Genomic DNA, 15,741 nt, shown 5'->3' with positions numbered 1-15,741 from the left:
CATCGGATAATTTGAAATAAGAATTCCGATTTGCCTTGCGCCGCAGGAAGGGATGCCCCGTGTACGAACGCATCGACGCCGACGTGCTGGTGATCGGTTCGGGCCTGGCCGGACTGGCCGCCGCGCTACTGGCCTCCCGTCATGGACGGGTGGTGTTGGTGACAAAGGGGCGCCTGGGAGTCGGCAACAGCCGGCTCGCCCAAGGGGGCCTGGCGGCGGCGCTTGCCGAGGACGACAGTCCCGCGTTCCATGCCGCCGACACGCTGCGCGCCGGGCAGGGACTGTGCGACCCGCAGGCGGTACAGACGCTGGTCGCGCGCGGGCCGGGGGTGGTGCGCCTGCTGGCGGAGCTGGGTGTGCCCTTTGACGTCGATGCCCAGGGCAACCTCCTTCTCGGGCGGGAGGGGGCCCATACGCGGCGGCGCATCGTCCATGCAGGGGGCGATGCCACCGGCTGCGCCCTCGTCGATGCGCTGTGCGTACGGGTGCGCGCCCACGACCGGATCGCCGTGCGCGAAGGCGTCCGGGTTGCCGAGCTCTTGGTGAGCGACGGGGAATGCACCGGTGCCGTGGCCACGACTGCCGGCGGAGGCGCCCTGCAGCTTACCGCCCGCGCCGTAGTCCTTGCCACGGGCGGATTGGGTCAGCTCTATCGCTACACCACCAATGCCCCCGTTGCGTTGGGGGAGGGCTACGCCCTGGCGTACCGGGCCGGGGCCGTACTGCGGGACATGGAGTTTGTCCAGTTTCACCCCACCGCGCTGGGCGCCGCCGCCTCACCGCTGCCCCTCGTTTCCGAGGCGGTGCGCGGGGAAGGGGGCGTGCTCGTCAACAGCTGTGGTGAGCGATTCCTCCGGCGCGTCCATCCGCTTGGTGAGCTGGCCGCACGGGATGTGGTGGCGCGGGCCATCTACCAGGAACTCCGGGCGGGGCGGAAGGTCTTTCTGGATGCGCGGTACGTCCCGGACCTCGCGGGGCGGTTTCCTACCGTCGTGGAGTTATGCCGGCGGCACGGCGTCGACCCTTTATCCGAGCCGATCCCGGTCGTTCCGGCGGCGCACTTTTGCATGGGCGGGATGCTCACCGACCCGTGCGGCCGGACGACGGTACGGCGCCTGTACGCCGTGGGGGAAGTGGCGTCCAGCGGCTTGCACGGGGCCAATCGCCTCGCCTCCAATGCGCTGCTCGAAGGCGTGGCCATGGCCGAGCAACTGGCCGAAGCGCTGCCGGAGGCGCTGGATGAACCGGTGCAGAGGGTGGCGCCGCCCCTTCCCGCCGCTGCCGTCGCCGCCCTGCCCATGCAGCCGGATCCGCGGCTTCTGGCGCACCTCCAAGACCTCATGTGGGCGCACGTGGGGATCGTCCGCGACGAGGACGGGTTGGCGCGGGCCGAGCGGGCGCTCGCCGCCTGCCTGGAGCGGCTGGATCCGCTCCCGACACCCGACCGCCACCTCGTGACAACGGCCCTGCTCGTCGCACGCGCGGCCCGCTGGCGGCGGGAAAGCCGCGGGGCCCACTACCGGCAGGATGCGCCGCATCCGGATCCGGCATTTCACATCCACTCGCTCCAAGGAGGGGCCTATGCATCTGTGGTCGGTACGCCCGCTCATCGCGCAGGCCTTGCGTGAAGACATCGGAACCGGTGACGTGACGACCGAAGCGATCCTCCCGCCGGGGACGCCCCTTGTCGGGCGGCTCGTGGTCAAGCAGGCGGGACGGATTGCCGGCCTCCCGGTGGCGGAAGAGGTGTTTCGCCTCCTTGACCCGCAGGTGCGCATGGAACGCCATGTGGACGAGGGAAGCGACGTGGCTGCGGGAACGGTGCTGGCCACCGTGTCCGGGGAAGGCCGGGCCATCCTGTCGGCCGAGCGTGTCGCCCTCAACCTCCTGCAGCGCCTGTCGGGCATCGCCACGGCGACGCGAGACGTCTGCCGTGCTGTGGCCGATTTCCCCGTGCGCATCGCCGACACGCGAAAGACGCTGCCGGGACTCCGCGCCCTGGACAAGTACGCCGTGCGGATGGGCGGGGGCATCAACCACCGGTTCGGCCTCTACGATTGCGTCCTAATCAAGGACAACCACATTGCCGCCGCCGGGTCCCTCTCCCGCGCCGTCGAGGCGGTTCGCCGGTACGTCGGGCATTGGATCAAGGTCGAGGTGGAAGCGGACACCCTGGAGCAGGTTGACGAGGCCGTGCGGCTCGGCGTTGACCTCATCCTTTTCGACAACATGCCCCCCGACGAGGTGGCGGCGGCGGTGCGCCGCGTGGGGGGGCGGGCCATCACCGAGGCGTCGGGCGGCATTACGCCGGAGAACGTGCGGGTGTATGCCGCTACGGGGGTAGACGTCCTCTCCCTAGGCTGGCTCACCCACTCGGTACGGGCGCTGGACATCAGCCTGGACGTGCAGCCGGGCCGCTGAACGTGTGCCGACACAAGGACAAGGGGGGTTCGCCATGGCCGTTACCGGAAACGTGCGCTACCCGACACCGATCGACGAGGCGTACACCGGCCTTTCGTCGGAGGAGTTGGACCGCTGCATTGCCGAGGCCAAGGCGGCGCTGGGAAAGGACCTCGTCATCCTCGGCCACCACTACCAGCGCGATGACGTGATCGCCTTTGCCGATTATCGCGGCGACTCGCTCAAGCTGGCCCGCATCGCCGCCGAATTGGACGCGCGGTACATCGTCTTCTGCGGCGTGCATTTCATGGCCGAGACGGCGGACATCCTCACCGCCGACGAACAGGTCGTCGTGCTTCCGGACTTGAACGCCGGGTGCTCCATGGCCGACATGGCGGCGCTCGAAGACGTGGAGGCGTGCTGGGACCTTCTCACCGAGCGGTTTGGTGATACGATCCTCCCCGTGACGTATGTCAACTCCACCGCGGCGATCAAGGCTTTCGTCGGTCGGCACGGCGGGTTGACGTGCACCTCGTCCAACGCGGAGAAGGTGTTCGCCTACGCATGGACGCAAAAGAAACGCATCCTCTTTCTGCCCGACGAGCACCTCGGGCGAAATACAGGAGTGAAGCTCGGCCTGTCTCTGGCGGACATGGCCGTGTACGATCCGCAGGAGATGGCCCTTGTCCATCCGCACGGCGAAGGCGATGTGCGCCTCATCCTGTGGAAGGGATACTGTTCGGTGCACCAACGGTTTGCGCCGCGCCACGTGCACGAGGTGCGGCGACGCTATCCGGGCATCCGCGTTCTCGTCCACCCCGAGTGCAGTTACGAGACGGTGCAGCTGGCCGACGACTACGGCTCGACGGAGTACATCATCCGCGCGGTGGAGAAGGCGCCCCCGGGCACGAAATGGGCCATCGGCACGGAGCACAACCTTGTCAACCGCCTGGCCAAGGAGCATCCGGAGCAGTTCATCCTTTCACTCAACGAGAGGGTTTGCCCGTGCCTGACGATGAACCGGATCGACCGCCCGCACCTGTTGTGGGCGCTGGAGAACCTTGTCAAGGGAACGCCGCAAAACGTCATCCACGTCGAGCCGGAGGTAGCCCGGTGGGCCCGGGTGGCCATCGATCGGATGCTGGACTTGGCCTGAAACGGTGCGGAGACGGTGGGCGGATGGAAGATTGCCCGCCGGTGTGCCGTCGCTGTGCGCCCCAATCGAAACGGCACCGCAGGGAACGCGGTGCCGTTTGTCTTTTGGATTCTCGTTCGGTCGCGCCGGGTTTCCGGTCAGCTTCCCGTGCCGATCGGCGTTTTCGGCGCTGCGGCCAGGGTCGTCAGGCGGCCGAGGTCGACGTTGCCACCGCTGACGACGAGCACCACCCGCTGCCCGCGCAGGTAGGCCAGTTGACCGCTGAGCAGGGCGGCGAGGGAGGCCGCGCCCGCCCCTTCGACCAGCAGCTTGGCCCGCTCGAGGAACAGGCGGATGGCCGCCGCGATGGCCTCTTCCGTCACGAGGACCATGTCGTCAACGTACCGCTGCATGAGGCGAAAGGGGAGCGCCCCCGGGCGGCGCACGGCCAGCCCGTCGGCCAAGGTGCGCGATGCCGGCACGTCGAGGCGGAGGCCCTTCCGCCACGAGTCGTGGGCCGCCGGCGCGTTTTGGGCCTGCACGCCGATGATGCGGATGTCCGGCTTGATCGTCTTGGCCGCCACGGCGATGCCGGAGATGAGCCCGCCGCCGCCGACCGGGACGATCAGGGCGTCGGCGTAGGGCAGCTCTTCGAGGATCTCGAGTCCCACCGTGCCCTGACCGGCGATGACGTAGGGATCGTCGAAGGCGTGGATAAACGTGGCCTTCTCCCGCTCGGCCATCTCGCAGGCTGCAGCGTAGCTTTCGTCGTAGGATTGGCCGACCAGCACCACCTCGGCACCGTAGCCGCGGGTGGCTTCGATTTTGGCCTGGGGTGCTCCCACCGGCATGACCACCGTGGCCTGCACCCCAAACCGGAACGCGGCCATGGCCACACCCTGGGCGTGGTTGCCGGCCGAGGCGGTGATGACGCCACGGGCGCGCTCGTCGGGCGAGAGGCTGGCCACCTTGTTGTAGGCGCCGCGGATCTTGAACGCGCCGGTTTTCTGGAGGTTTTCGAGTTTCAGGTATACCTCGCAGCCGCTCATCGCGCTGAAGGTGCAGGAATGCTGAAGCGGCGTGCGGTGAACCACCCGCCTTAGCCGCGCTTCCGCTTCGGCGATGTCACGGTACGTAACGTCAAAATCCCCATTGCCAACCACCTCCGCAGAAGGGTAACGGGATCGCGATAGGGAACTGGGCAAACAAAAAACGCCCGTCCCCAAGGGACGGGCGTAAACCCGCGGTACCACCCTTTTTCCGCCCGAAACCCCCATTCCGGGCGGCACTCCGGCAGGCACCCTTGCCGCGTGGAAAGATGTTCGGTGGCGGGACCGATACGCGGTTCCGCGAGCCTCTTCCGCTCCGGCAGGGTGCCCGTTCCGATAACGGCGGAATCACCGGGACTCCCTACTGGCCGCGGCGAAGTCGGCGTTCGGGAGCCGCCTCCGAGGGGATTTTCCGCGACGGGGATCGCCGGCTCGCACCGTCCGCCGGCTCTCTGGAGATACCACCTGACGCGTACTCGTCCTCGTCATCGGCTGATGGCGAGCTGGATTGGGATGGCCGGCCTCCAGCGAGACGCAAGCCGGAGAGGAAACCGGCCGTTCTTGCACCGTTAGCGCTCTGCCCCGCGTGCTCCGGGGGTCGTGGTGGCCACGCGCCCATACACCGGCGTCAGCCAGTGGGCGTAGCGTTCGTCGCGCCCACGAACGGCGGCGAAGAACCGCTCCTGCAGCGCCCTCGTCATCGGGCCCGGCTTCCCGTTGCCGATGGGCCGGTGGTCCACCTTGGTCACCGGGGCGATTTGCACCCCCGTCCCGCACAGGAACATTTCCTCGGCCACGTAGAGCTCGGTGCGGTCGATGGGGCGGACCTCCGTCTCAAAGCCGAGGTCGCGGGCCAGCTCCAGCACCATGCCGCGCGTGATCCCTTCGAGAATGCTGTCCGACACCGGGCTGGTGACGAGCCGCCCGCCGCGCACGAGGAACAGGTTGGCGGAAGAGCCTTCGGCGACGTGGCCTTCCGGGGTCAGCATGATCGCCTCGTCAAAGCCGGCGGCACGGGCGTCGTCGGAGGCGAGCGCGGCATTGATGTAGCTGCCGTTGATCTTGGCACGGGCGGGGATGGCATTGTCGTCGACCCGCCGCCACGGCGACACCCCCATGTGCAGCCCCATCTCCGTGTCAAAGTAGTCGCCCAGCGGCACGCAGTACACGCAGAAGTCGTCGCGGATACCGGACAGCTTGACGCTGATGAGCGGTTCGGCCTTATAGAGGATCGGCCGGATGTACACGTCGGTGCGGAACGCGTTCGCCCGGAGCAGCTCCACGGTTACCTCCACCATCTCGTCGACGGAGAGCGGCGGAGTCATCTTCAGAATGTGCGCCGAACGGTGCATGCGTTCGTAATGTTCGCGCAGCTTTAAGACGAACAGTTCCTCCTGTTCTGCGTTCCAATAGGCGCGAATGCCCTCAAAGCACGCCGTTCCATAGTTGAAGGCGTGGGTGGCGATGCTGATTTTTGCTTCGGAAAAGGGTACAATGGTTCCCGCGAAGTATGCGTAGCCGGATTGTCCAGTTGCCGTCATGTTCCTCGCTCCCCTTGCTTCGGATTCCAGCCCATTTTGATCATTGATTTATTCGTTATTATTTCCGCAATTCGTGCGTACTGTCAACAGGGCGAAGGCTCTACGCTAAAAAGTGTGGGATCTAAGAGGAAAAGGCGGTCGACGAGCCAAGGGATAGTTAGGCACATCACATCCCGAAGGAGGCTCGCGACCGCCTATGAACAAGCTTACCGCAGAAATGTTCGGCTTACAATCGTGGATTGTTTACCGTATCGTGCATCAATCCGATGGTATTCACATCTACGCCGGTCGGCCGCGTAAGGAAGCGCGGTGTCCGGATTGTGGACAGCTGACACGCCGCGTCTACGATCGTGCGCGCGAATGGAAACGGAAGCTGCACACCTGGTGCAACGAGAAACCGGTTTACCTCTGGGTACGTCCCCGGCGCTTCCAGTGCACGGCCTGTCGAAAAGTGTTCACCGAACGCTTTCCTGGTATTCGCCCCTGGGCACGCAGGACCGAACGGGCCGAAGCCCTTTTGCTCCAGCGCCTGAAAGCGGGCAGTTTCCGTCGTGCCGCCCAGGAAAGCGGAACAAGCAGCAGCACCTTGCGCCGTCTGCTCCTTCGGTACGTAGACCAGCAGGTAAATCTCGAGGAAGCCCTCCGGGATGTCGATGCCTTCGTGCTTAGCATTGATGAACACAGCTATCGTGGCCGTGACATGATGGTTACGGTCACATGCGTGTGGCCAAAACGGTGCCTTTTGGCCATCTTGCCGGATGACCGCATGAAAACACTGGAGCGCTTTTTGCGCCAGCTGCCGGAGACGGTTCGTCGGCGGATTCGGGCCGTGTGCATCGACCTGAAGGATGCTTGGCGCCATGCCGTGAAGCGCGCTTTGCCCGGCGCTGTCATCGTGGCGGATCCGTTTCACGTCATCCAGGACGCGAATCGGCGGGTTGACGAAGCACGGCTAGTGGAACAGCAGGTGACCGGGGTACGCCTGCCTCGATGGCCGCTTTTGAAGAACGAGGACGACCTCACCGAACGCCAAGCTGCCCAGCTTGCCGCCATTCGGAAGCATCACAAGAACGTGGCCCACTTTCACTGGGTCAAAGAGCAGCTGCGAGACGTTTACCGTGCTTCCAATCGAGACGAAGCCGCAGCCATCCTGGACCGCGTGATCTTTGAGGCCCAGTCGGCAAGCGATGCCGCGCTCCTGCAGTGGGGACGCACGCTCCGCCGCTGGCGCGAGGCGATTCTGGCTTACCACACCTGGCGTGTTTCGAACGGCTACACGGAAGGCGTGCACACCAAGATCAAGCTGCTCAAACGAATCAGCTACGGGTTCCGCAACCGCGAAATCTATGTGCGGAAGATGCTCCTCGCTTTTATACCCTTGGCTTGGTTGACCTCCCATCCACAGTTATTGACTTAGAGCCCAGGGCGAACGGATCCCCTGTCCACATTTGGATCACGTTTGGACATGGCTTTGTATCGATGGAGGTGTGTGCGGAATGATCTTCAGGACTCTTATACGCGGACTGGCAGCGGTGTTATTGGTCGCATGGTTGGCGGGGTGCGTGGCCGATACGGCGTCCACGACGGTTGTGGCGCGCGTGATCGACGGCGACACGTTGGTACTGGAAAACGGGGAAACGGTTCGGCTGATCGGCGTTGATGCGCCCGAGATCGGCAAAAACGGGCGCCCGGGGCAGCCTTACAGCGAGCAAGCCAAAGCGTTCGTGCGCCGGCTGGCGGAGGGAAAGGCGGTACGCCTCGAGCGGGACGCGCAGGAGCGCGACCGGTACGGCCGGCTCCTCGCGTATGTCTATTTGCCCGATGGCACGATGCTCAACGAGCGCCTGCTAGCCGAAGGGTACGCCTTGAAGATGACGATTCCACCCAACGTGCGCTATGCCGAGCGCCTGATGGCCGCCGAGCGTCGCGCGCGGGACGAAGGGCGGGGCCTGTGGCGGACGCGCGACATTGACAAGCCGTACGTAGACCGCAGGGGGCGCGGGTTGATTAAGGGCAACATCAACGCCCGGGGTGAAAAGGTGTACCATCTGCCGGGCGGCCGTTACTACGACCAGGTGCGGGCGGAACGGTGGTTCCGCACGGAGCGGGAGGCCCTGGATGCCGGGTTCCGTCCGGCGCGGACGGAGTAACCGCGGGCGGTGGTGGGCAACCGGCGAGGAATAGGCAGCCGGGTGGCCGTTTAAACTGAGGGGGGAAGAAATGGGAGAAGGGAGGGCCCCCGCATGCTCGTACGGCAACGGCTGCTCATTCTGTTCACCTGTTTTTCCATTGGCACACTGCTCGTGTTGTTCAACCTGGCGAAGGGAAAGGGCGAGCCGGTCACCGCGCCGACGCCGACGCTGGCGGTTACGGCCGAAGTGCAAGGGCGGGACCTCATCCTCCAGTTGAAGACGCAGCATTTCCGGTTCCGCGCGACGAAAGTGGGGCAGAAAAACGTGTATGGGGAGGGGCACGCCCATCTGTACGTCGACGGGAAGAAGGTGGCCAAAATCGTTGGGCACCGCTACGTGCTGCCCGATCTGCCGTCCGGGCACCATCGGATCAAGGTGGAGCTGGCCCACCACGATCACACCCCGTATGGCATAGCGCAGACCTTCGACGTGACGGTGGACTGACGCTAACGCCGTATTTGGCGGCCCGGAATCGGAAGCACCTGGCTTCCTGTTTTCCCTGCGCGTGCTGTGGTACAATGGGGTCGGGAGGTGGGCCCATGCCTTCCCTGGACATGGCGCACGTGATCCGACAGGCGAGCGAACTGGGCGAATTGATCCTGGCCTCCCGGGAAGCGAAGGAGTATGTTCGCTGGAAGGCGGCGCTGGCGCGCGACGCGCGGGCGCAAACGCTCATCCGGCGCTTTCAGGCAAAAAAGCGGGAGTACGAAGACGTGATGCGCTACGGTCGCTACCACCCCGACTACAGCCGGGTGGTGGAGGAAACGCGCGCGTTGAAGCGCGAGTTGGACGAGCTGGAGACGGTTTCCCGTTTTCGACAGGCCGAAGCACGCCTTGACGCGCTGCTCTACGAGGTAAGCAAAACCATCGCCCATGCCGTCTCGCCGAACATCAAGGTACCCGGAAACAATCCCGTTGCCGGGTTGGGGTGCGGATCGAGCGGTTGCGGTGGTGGATGCGGCTCCGGCGGGTGTTGCGCGACGTAGCCTTCATCTGACGTCCAGTTTTCACCTTGCTGTTTCCTCTGCCATGTGGTTTAATTTTACAGAGGAAACGGTGGGAGGGGCGGTATGTTTCCGAAACGGATCGGATTGGCGGTGTGGGTGCACCACACGCGCTACGCGCCGCGATTGCGGAAATTTGGCAATATCCATTATGTTTCGCAGCGGATGAAGTATGTCGTGTTGTATGTGGACGGGGAACGCGTGGACGACATCGTCCGTCAAATCGAGCGCCTTCGCTTTGTGCGCAAGGTGGAGCGTTCCCACCGGCATGAACTGCCGGTTGATTTTCCGGCCAAGCGCACGCCGCTGGACGCGTTTTATGATGTTCGCGGTACCGGAAATTCAGGACCCGCCTGACCGCAAGCGGTCAGGCGGGTCTTTTATGTCTTGTCCTGATCGGATGGGCGAGAGCGCGCGGCACGCCCGGGTTTACCAGAAGTTGTGCGGTTCGGGAAGATACCGGCCGGAGCGTAAGAGGGCGATGAGGTGCATGTAGTACTGCTGGGGGTCGGCGTAGGCAGTGGAAGGTTTGGTGCGCAGGACGATGATCGGCTTGTTTACTTCCTGCGCGCACGCTTCCATGGCGGCGATGCGTTGGTTGGACTCCCCGGGTTTTATGCGTATGCCCTCCCGGCACAGGTACACGGGCTGGAAAGATGAGGGGGGTGCCGGGTCGAAGGCGGCGGCAAAGGACACGGCAATCCGATCGGCGATCTCGCTTTCGATGCGCAGGATGTGGCGCAAGCGGTGACGGTTGGTGCGGATAAGCATCATGAGTTCGTACAGATCGGAGAAGCCAGGCCCGAGTTCGATCACCTTTTGGATCATGCCGTTCCTCCTTTCCGCGCCTGCCCCCATGCTACCATGGGCGAACAGAAAAAACCAGCCGGCTTGCCGGCTGGTTTTTTCGCGTTGTGGCTGGAGAGGCAGGATTCGAACCTGCGATCACGGAGTCAAAGTCCGTTGCCTTACCCCTTGGCTACTCTCCATCGACAGGCATAGGGTGTCCCGTGCGGGCGTCGAACATGCGCCAATGCCAGCGGAAGGGGAGACAAAAAAATTTTTCATGGAGCGGCAGGATTTCTCTATGCGTATTGCGAATGGGAGACACTGTAATCCGTTTGACAAAGGGTGAGAAAATTGGACACGGTTTCCCAATGGGAGCGGTGGATTCGACAAGCCGTTCGACAGCGGGCTAGCGATCTGCACCTGGAGCCGGAAGAGGGCGGGTGGCGGCTGCGGCTGCGTATCGACGGGCAGCTGTTCTGCCATGACCGGGTTACTACGGAAGCGGGCGTCGCCCTCGTGACAGCGCTGAAGGTGTGGGCCGGTATGGATATCGGCGAAAGGCGGCTTCCGCAGGACGGGCGGTTCACGATGACCGTCAGCGGTGTCGCCGTTGACGTTCGCGTGTCCACGCTGCCCACCCTTCATGGCGAGAAGGCCGTGCTGCGCCTGCTTGGCCGCCATGTGGAATGTTTTGAGCTGGAAGATCTGGGGATGACGCCGGAGCAGCGCGCCACAGTGGAGCGGTGGCTCGCGCAGATGGAAGGGCTGGTCCTGGTGACGGGACCCACCGGATCGGGGAAGACCACCACCCTTTACGCCATGGTGCGCCGGTTGGCTCGCCCGGAAACAAACGTTGTGACGCTGGAAGACCCGGTGGAATATTGCCTGGCGGGGGTGAACCAAGTGCAGATCAACGAACGCGCCGGGCTCACCTTCGCTGCTGGGCTTCGCGCTGTGCTGCGGCAGGATCCCGATGTGATTCTGGTCGGCGAGATCCGGGATGCGGAGACCGCGGCCATCGCGGTGCGCGCCGCCCTGACCGGCCACTTGGTTCTGGCCACGGTGCACGCCGCCGACGCCTCCAGTGCCGCGACGCGCCTCATCGACCTGGGTGTTGAACCGCATATGGTGGCGGCGACGCTGTCCGGCGTGATCGCCCAACGGCTGGTGCGGCGGCTCTGCTCCTGCCGGCGGAGCGAACGGATGGCGGCGTCTTGTGCGCGCTGCGGCGGTGTGGGATCGATCGGCCGAACCGGCGTGTTTGAGCTCCTGGACGTGGATGAGGAGCTGTCGAGCGCGATTCGGCAGCGTTGGGAGCCGAACGGGCTTCGCCAGCTGATGCGGCGCAAAGGATGGCCGACGTTGCACGAGTTGCTGCATTGCCGATCAAGCGGGGAGGGGAGGCGTACCGACGAGCCGTTGGAGGTGGGGACGGGTGAAAGCGAACTGGTCGGATAAGGCCATCGAGGAGACCTGCGAAGCGCTTTCGGAATTGTTGGAAATCGGGGTGCCGCTGCTGTCCGCCTTAGAGACGGTGGCGGGGATCTGCCCTGCGCGCCGGCGTGAGACCCTGATCCGTGTGGCCGCCGATCTGCAGGCGGGGTGGTCGCTGGCGGGCGCGCTGGCCCGCGCCGGGATGCCGAGACCGGTGGTGGCCCTCATTCGCGTCGGAGAAGAAAGCGGTGAGCTGCCGGGCGCGCTGCGCACTGCCGCCGACTATGCCCGGGATCGCGTGCACCTGCGCCAGCGCCTGCGGCAAATCCTCGTTTACCCCCTGGTGGTGTTGGTTACGTTGACAACGACGCTGACCTTTCTTCTCATTGGGGTGATTCCCCGCTTTGCCGATCTGTATGCCGCGATGGACGTCCCGCTTCCCCTGGCCACGCGCGCGGTGCTGCGCATCGGCCAGGGCCTGTCGCAGGGAGTGATGCTGGCAGCGGTGGGCATCGCCCTCGCGGGAGGCGCCGCGTTCCTCCTCCGCGGCACAGTTCCGGCGCAATTCGCTGCCCTGCGCACGCGCCTGTCCTGCCTTCTGGGGCGGGTGCCGCTTCTTGCGCGTGGCCTGCGGGATGCGCGGGCACACTTTGTGGCCTTCCAAGTGGGACGGCTGCTGGCAAGCGGCGTGCCCTTGCGCCGTGCACTGGAGATCTGTGCCGACAGCGCGCCCTCCGAGCCTTGGCGGAAGGAGGTAATCCGGTTGGTCGAGGCGGTGACCTCGGGAGCCACCTTTGTCGACGCGTTACGGGCGGGCGACTATCCACCGCTTCTTCTCCAGGCCGCCTGGCATGGGGAAGCGACGGGCCGGTTGGGGAGCTGCCTCTTGCGCGCGGCCGCGGCCCTTGAGGCGGAGCGCCAGCGCCGGGTCCAGCGCGCCGTGCAGCTGCTCGAACCGCTTCTTGTCCTGGGTACGGGGGCGTTTTTGCTCCTTGTCGTCCTGACGCTGTTCTTGCCCCTTCTCCATCTGATGGATCAATTGTAACCGGGATGGAGGGATGCACATGTCATCGCGCGAACGCGGGTTTTCCCTGCTGGAGATGTTGGTCGTTCTCTTTGTGATCGGGGTTCTCTTGATGATCGCCTTGCCCAATTTTCGCGGCGCCGCCGAACGATCGCAAGCAAAAGCGTGCCACGCCAACCAGCGCCTGTTGATCGGCCAGCTCGAGCAATTCCGTCTGGACAAGGGCACGTACCCGATGGAAAACGATACGATCGACCTGGAACAGCTGGTGGCGGAAAAGTACCTCCAGAGCGTACCGAAATGCCCCAAGGGCGCTGCCTATGCCGTCAGCATCAGCGGCGACGTTGTAACGGTAACGTGCCCCGTGCACGGGCAGCCCAAGTCGCCATAGGGGGGAAGGGCGTGAACCGGTTTCGCTGCGAAGGAGGTGTAACCCTGTTGGAATGGGTGGTGGCCCTCGCGGTGTTGGGCGTGTTGCTCAGCATTGCCCTTCCGGCGGCGCAGGGGCCGCTGGCGGAGGCGGAGCGGCGCGCATTTCTCCGCGCCGTTGTCCGCGATGTCCAGCACGCGCAGAGCGAGGCCCTCGCCCGAGCGGAAGCGGCGGTGGTGCGCGTCGTTCCCACCGGCTATGCCGTGGCGCTGGCCAGCGGGATGCCGCTGCGTAAACGGGCCGCGCCGCCGGGCATTCACCTGGCGAGTAACTTCCCGCACGGTACCCTTCGTTTCGGCCCCGACGGGCGCATCCAACAGGGCGGATCGATCTGGGTCGAAGCCGATGGTGCGCCTTATGCCCGCGTTATCCTGCAGGTGGTGAGCGGCCGTGTGCGCGTGGAGTTCGTGGCGCCGTGAGGCAAGCGGGCTAACGCTCGTTGAATGCGCCGTGGCCATGGGGGTGGCCGTGACCCTGCTCCTCGTCCTCATGTCCGTTTGGCAGGCGGTTCTCGACGGCCGTGCCAAGCTGCTTGTCCGGCAGCATGCGCTGGCCGTAGCGGTCTCCTGCTTGGAGCAAGCCACCGAAGCCGGCTGCGGGGAGCTCGCCCCTGGCCAGACGCGGGTCGTCGCCGCCGGGGGCCGGGCGTTTTCCACGACGTTGCGCCGCCAGCATGTTGCTGACGGACTTTGGCGACTGGAGGTGACCGTGTCGTGGGACGAGCGCGGCACCCCTCAGCGGTTGACCCTTGTCCGCGACGTGGCGGGCGCGGGTTTACCCTGACCGAACTGCTCGTCGCCCTAGCGGTGACGACGGTGCTGATCGGCATGCTCGTTCCCGCCGTGTGGGCATGGCGCCAGGAGGAGGAGCGCGCCGCGCAGGTTGCAGCGCTCATCGCCGAGACCAACGGGTTCGTGACCTTTGTTGTCTCCGAGATGCGGCGGGCGCACGCCGTCGTTCCGGAGGGAAGCCGCCTTGACCTGTACACCTATGACGGCCAACGCATCACCTACCGGCTGGATCATGCGGGACGCATTGTGCGCACCGTAAACGGCCTCGGCTACACCATACTTTGCCAGGATGTCGCCGACGTCCGCTTTGCGGAAGCGGCCGGGGGCGTGCGCGTCACCCTTCAGCTCTCCAAGGGGGCGGTGCGGCACGCCGAGACGTTCGTTCTGGGAGGGACATGGTATAATGGCCCCAACGAATCGGATTCGTAGGGACGTCCCCTGCACGGAAACGACAAAGGGGGAGGCGGGTGTCGCGCTGCTCGTGGTGCTCGTCTTGCTCGGCACGACGGTTTTGGCCGCGGTGGCCGCACTGGACGGCGTGCTGACGGCGCTGCACACGCAGGCAAACGTGCTGGGGGCGTGGCGGGCGCGTTATGCCGCCGAATCCGGGGTCGCCTATGTTCAAATGGCCGTGCGCGCGGCTCCGGACGCGCTGGCGTTTCCGGTCACGCGGGCTGTGGGTGACGGGCAGGTCACGGTGTGGCGGCTGGAGGAGGACGACACAACCCTCCACGTGCGGGCTGAGGCGTCGGTTCCCCCCCATTTCCGCCATGGCGTCACGTGCCGGTTGCGGAAGGCGGATGGAGCCGTCTTGTCGTGGGAGGAGTGAGACGCAGATGCGCAATGTGGTGCTCATCGGCATGACAGGCACGGGGAAGTCCACCGTGGGCCGGATGGTTGCCGAAGCCCTCGGTTGGCCCCATGTGGACACCGACCAGCGGATCGAGGCGGTCACCGGGTGCACCATCGCCGAGTTGTTTGCCGAGCGGGGGGAAGCCTGGTTCCGCCAACGCGAACATGAGGTGCTGCGTGAGGTGCTGAAGGGGGAAGGCCAGGTGGTATCCACCGGCGGGGGCGTCGTCCTGCGCCGGGACAACGTCGCCCTGCTGACGGAGGGACAGTTTGTTGTGGCGCTGACGGCCAAAGCCGAAACACTCGTCCGCCGCTTGCGGGGGGATACGTCCCGCCCTCTGTTGGCCGGCGATGTGGAGGCGCGGATCCACAAGCTGCTTTGCGAGCGGTGCGGACTCTACGATTTCGCCCACGTGCGCATCGCCACGGACAACCGCTTGCCGCGGGAGGTGGCGGAGGAGATTGTTCGCCTGTACCGGTGCCGGATGAATGAACGAACGGCGGGCGGATCATACTAGGACTAACGTGTCGGAATGGCGGATGGCAGGTGAATGTTGTGCAGGAACTGATCAAGTTCCTCACCCAGCGGTTTGTGCAATACCTCGAGACGCCGCGCGATGAGCGGCGCAAGCGGCGCCAGGCGAAGGAGCCGTGGACTGTTCGCTGGTTCGGCATGATCCCCTTGTCCCTGCGCATGTTGATCCGCCGCTGACAGCAGGCGAGGCGCTGTGAAGGAGGTGTCGTGTAATGCGGCGAGTTGCCGTCGAAGAGACCCTGACTCATGTGGGGCAAGCGCTGCGTGCCGGCGGGTTTGAGGTCGTTCCGCTGCGAGAGGACGTGTTGACGCAGGTGGACGCCGTTGTCCTTTCAGGCCAAGACCCCAACGTGATGGGCATGACGGACTGGCAGACCGACGCGTCGGTCATCAACGCCCACGGCTTGACCGCGGAAGAGGTGGTACAAGTCGTACGGGAGCGCATCGGGCGCGGGCAGGAGAACGGATCCGACACCGTCGGGTGAGTGGCGCTCGCTCGGTACAAGGCAGGCAGAAGCGAAAGCCCCTGGGAGCACATGGTCCCAGGGGCTTTTGTTGTCGGCCG

At 65.2% G+C, this 15,741-nt stretch carries 21 protein-coding genes, 1 tRNA gene and 1 other annotated feature; of the genes, 18 read left to right on the top strand and 4 right to left on the bottom strand.

From position 1 onward, the window contains the following. The first annotated feature begins 59 nt into the window (after positions 1-59). From ACYQ0Z_RS00735 to nadA, 3 genes are read left to right on the top strand one after another with little or no spacing between them, the layout of a single operon-like run. Positions 60-1,628, top strand: coding sequence for an L-aspartate oxidase (locus ACYQ0Z_RS00735; RefSeq protein ID WP_459863431.1), 1,569 nt, complete (start codon positions 60-62; stop codon positions 1,626-1,628). Continuing rightward, positions 1,582-2,421: a carboxylating nicotinate-nucleotide diphosphorylase gene (gene nadC, locus ACYQ0Z_RS00730; protein WP_459863429.1), complete on the top strand. Its 840-nt coding sequence runs from the start codon at positions 1,582-1,584 to the stop codon at positions 2,419-2,421. The genes ACYQ0Z_RS00735 and nadC overlap by 47 nt, the downstream gene beginning before the upstream one ends. Positions 2,422-2,455: 34 nt before the next feature. Then, complete coding sequence (gene nadA, locus ACYQ0Z_RS00725; RefSeq protein ID WP_459863427.1) at positions 2,456-3,556, top strand: quinolinate synthase NadA; 1,101 nt, start codon at positions 2,456-2,458, stop codon at positions 3,554-3,556. A gap of 137 nt (positions 3,557-3,693) precedes the next feature. Here the strand turns inward: nadA and ilvA are convergent, their stop codons facing one another. Together ilvA and ACYQ0Z_RS00715 are read right to left on the bottom strand one after the other, a co-directional pair. After that, positions 3,694-4,698 (bottom strand): threonine ammonia-lyase, encoded by a 1,005-nt coding sequence (gene ilvA, locus ACYQ0Z_RS00720; protein WP_459863424.1) that lies wholly within the window; start codon positions 4,696-4,698, stop codon positions 3,694-3,696. A 59-nt stretch (positions 4,699-4,757) separates the two neighbouring features. After that, positions 4,758-5,082, bottom strand: a binding site (T-box leader). Between the two features lie 71 nt (positions 5,083-5,153). Next, positions 5,154-6,125, bottom strand: a complete 972-nt coding sequence (locus tag ACYQ0Z_RS00715) for a branched-chain amino acid transaminase (RefSeq protein ID WP_459863422.1) — start codon at positions 6,123-6,125, stop codon at positions 5,154-5,156. A 196-nt stretch (positions 6,126-6,321) separates the two neighbouring features. Here ACYQ0Z_RS00715 and ACYQ0Z_RS00710 point away from each other — a divergent pair, with 196 nt between their 5' ends. From ACYQ0Z_RS00710 to ACYQ0Z_RS00690, 5 genes are all read left to right on the top strand, one after another. Then, positions 6,322-7,542 carry an ISL3 family transposase gene (locus tag ACYQ0Z_RS00710; protein WP_459863420.1) on the top strand — a complete coding sequence of 407 codons (1,221 nt, stop codon included), beginning with the start codon at positions 6,322-6,324 and terminating at the stop codon, positions 7,540-7,542. A 79-nt stretch (positions 7,543-7,621) separates the two neighbouring features. Continuing rightward, positions 7,622-8,275 carry a thermonuclease family protein gene (locus tag ACYQ0Z_RS00705; RefSeq protein ID WP_459863418.1) on the top strand — a complete coding sequence of 218 codons (654 nt, stop codon included), beginning with the start codon at positions 7,622-7,624 and terminating at the stop codon, positions 8,273-8,275. Positions 8,276-8,368: 93 nt separating this feature from the next. Continuing rightward, on the top strand, positions 8,369-8,761 hold the full coding sequence (locus tag ACYQ0Z_RS00700; RefSeq protein WP_459863416.1) for a hypothetical protein: 393 nt from the start codon (positions 8,369-8,371) through the stop codon (positions 8,759-8,761). Between the two features lie 95 nt (positions 8,762-8,856). Further along, positions 8,857-9,303, top strand: a complete 447-nt coding sequence (locus ACYQ0Z_RS00695) for a YlbF/YmcA family competence regulator (RefSeq protein WP_459863414.1) — start codon at positions 8,857-8,859, stop codon at positions 9,301-9,303. Positions 9,304-9,387: 84 nt separating this feature from the next. Next, a complete protein-coding gene (locus tag ACYQ0Z_RS00690) occupies positions 9,388-9,678 on the top strand; it encodes a YlbG family protein (RefSeq protein WP_459863412.1) in 291 nt (96 codons plus the stop codon). Positions 9,679-9,750: 72 nt separating this feature from the next. On the opposite strand, the gene ACYQ0Z_RS00685 is transcribed toward ACYQ0Z_RS00690, so the two are convergent. Both ACYQ0Z_RS00685 and ACYQ0Z_RS00680 read right to left on the bottom strand, forming a co-directional pair. Then, positions 9,751-10,149: a DUF7147 family protein gene (locus ACYQ0Z_RS00685; RefSeq protein ID WP_459863410.1), complete on the bottom strand. Its 399-nt coding sequence runs from the start codon at positions 10,147-10,149 to the stop codon at positions 9,751-9,753. 87 nt (positions 10,150-10,236) lie between these two features. Beyond that, positions 10,237-10,310, bottom strand: a tRNA-Gln gene (locus ACYQ0Z_RS00680). A 151-nt stretch (positions 10,311-10,461) separates the two neighbouring features. On the opposite strand from ACYQ0Z_RS00680, the gene ACYQ0Z_RS00675 reads away from it, so the two are divergent. The 10 genes from ACYQ0Z_RS00675 to ACYQ0Z_RS00630 are packed head-to-tail and all read left to right on the top strand — an operon-like array spanning position 10,462 to position 15,661. Next, complete coding sequence (locus ACYQ0Z_RS00675) at positions 10,462-11,568, top strand: GspE/PulE family protein (RefSeq protein ID WP_459863408.1); 1,107 nt, start codon at positions 10,462-10,464, stop codon at positions 11,566-11,568. Continuing rightward, complete coding sequence (locus tag ACYQ0Z_RS00670) at positions 11,546-12,589, top strand: type II secretion system F family protein (RefSeq protein WP_459863406.1); 1,044 nt, start codon at positions 11,546-11,548, stop codon at positions 12,587-12,589. The genes ACYQ0Z_RS00675 and ACYQ0Z_RS00670 overlap by 23 nt, the downstream gene beginning before the upstream one ends. A 19-nt stretch (positions 12,590-12,608) precedes the next feature. Then, positions 12,609-12,959, top strand: a complete 351-nt coding sequence (locus ACYQ0Z_RS00665; protein WP_459863404.1) for a competence type IV pilus major pilin ComGC — start codon at positions 12,609-12,611, stop codon at positions 12,957-12,959. Positions 12,960-12,970: 11 nt separating this feature from the next. Next, a complete protein-coding gene (locus ACYQ0Z_RS00660) occupies positions 12,971-13,417 on the top strand; it encodes a GspH/FimT family pseudopilin (protein ID WP_459863402.1) in 447 nt (148 codons plus the stop codon). Beyond that, positions 13,389-13,781 carry a hypothetical protein gene (locus ACYQ0Z_RS00655; protein ID WP_459863400.1) on the top strand — a complete coding sequence of 131 codons (393 nt, stop codon included), beginning with the start codon at positions 13,389-13,391 and terminating at the stop codon, positions 13,779-13,781. Before ACYQ0Z_RS00660 ends, ACYQ0Z_RS00655 begins: the two co-directional genes overlap by 29 nt. After that, on the top strand, positions 13,712-14,218 hold the full coding sequence (locus tag ACYQ0Z_RS00650) for a prepilin-type N-terminal cleavage/methylation domain-containing protein (RefSeq protein WP_459863398.1): 507 nt from the start codon (positions 13,712-13,714) through the stop codon (positions 14,216-14,218). Before ACYQ0Z_RS00655 ends, ACYQ0Z_RS00650 begins: the two co-directional genes overlap by 70 nt. After that, the gene (locus tag ACYQ0Z_RS00645; protein ID WP_459863396.1) at positions 14,193-14,618 is read left to right on the top strand and encodes a hypothetical protein; all 426 of its coding nucleotides are present in this window, start codon (positions 14,193-14,195) and stop codon (positions 14,616-14,618) included. Before ACYQ0Z_RS00650 ends, ACYQ0Z_RS00645 begins: the two co-directional genes overlap by 26 nt. Positions 14,619-14,625: 7 nt before the next feature. Beyond that, positions 14,626-15,159 carry a shikimate kinase gene (locus ACYQ0Z_RS00640; RefSeq protein WP_459863393.1) on the top strand — a complete coding sequence of 178 codons (534 nt, stop codon included), beginning with the start codon at positions 14,626-14,628 and terminating at the stop codon, positions 15,157-15,159. A 29-nt stretch (positions 15,160-15,188) separates the two neighbouring features. Then, entirely contained in the window at positions 15,189-15,353 is a 165-nt protein-coding gene (locus ACYQ0Z_RS00635) for a YqzE family protein (protein WP_459863391.1), read from the top strand. 35 nt (positions 15,354-15,388) lie between these two features. Further along, positions 15,389-15,661 carry a YkuS family protein gene (locus ACYQ0Z_RS00630; protein WP_459863389.1) on the top strand — a complete coding sequence of 91 codons (273 nt, stop codon included), beginning with the start codon at positions 15,389-15,391 and terminating at the stop codon, positions 15,659-15,661. Positions 15,662-15,741: the final 80 nt, after the last annotated feature.

It is taken from the genome of Calditerricola yamamurae (assembly GCF_054654135.1).
This window is presented reverse-complemented; position numbering and strand designations above follow the sequence as displayed.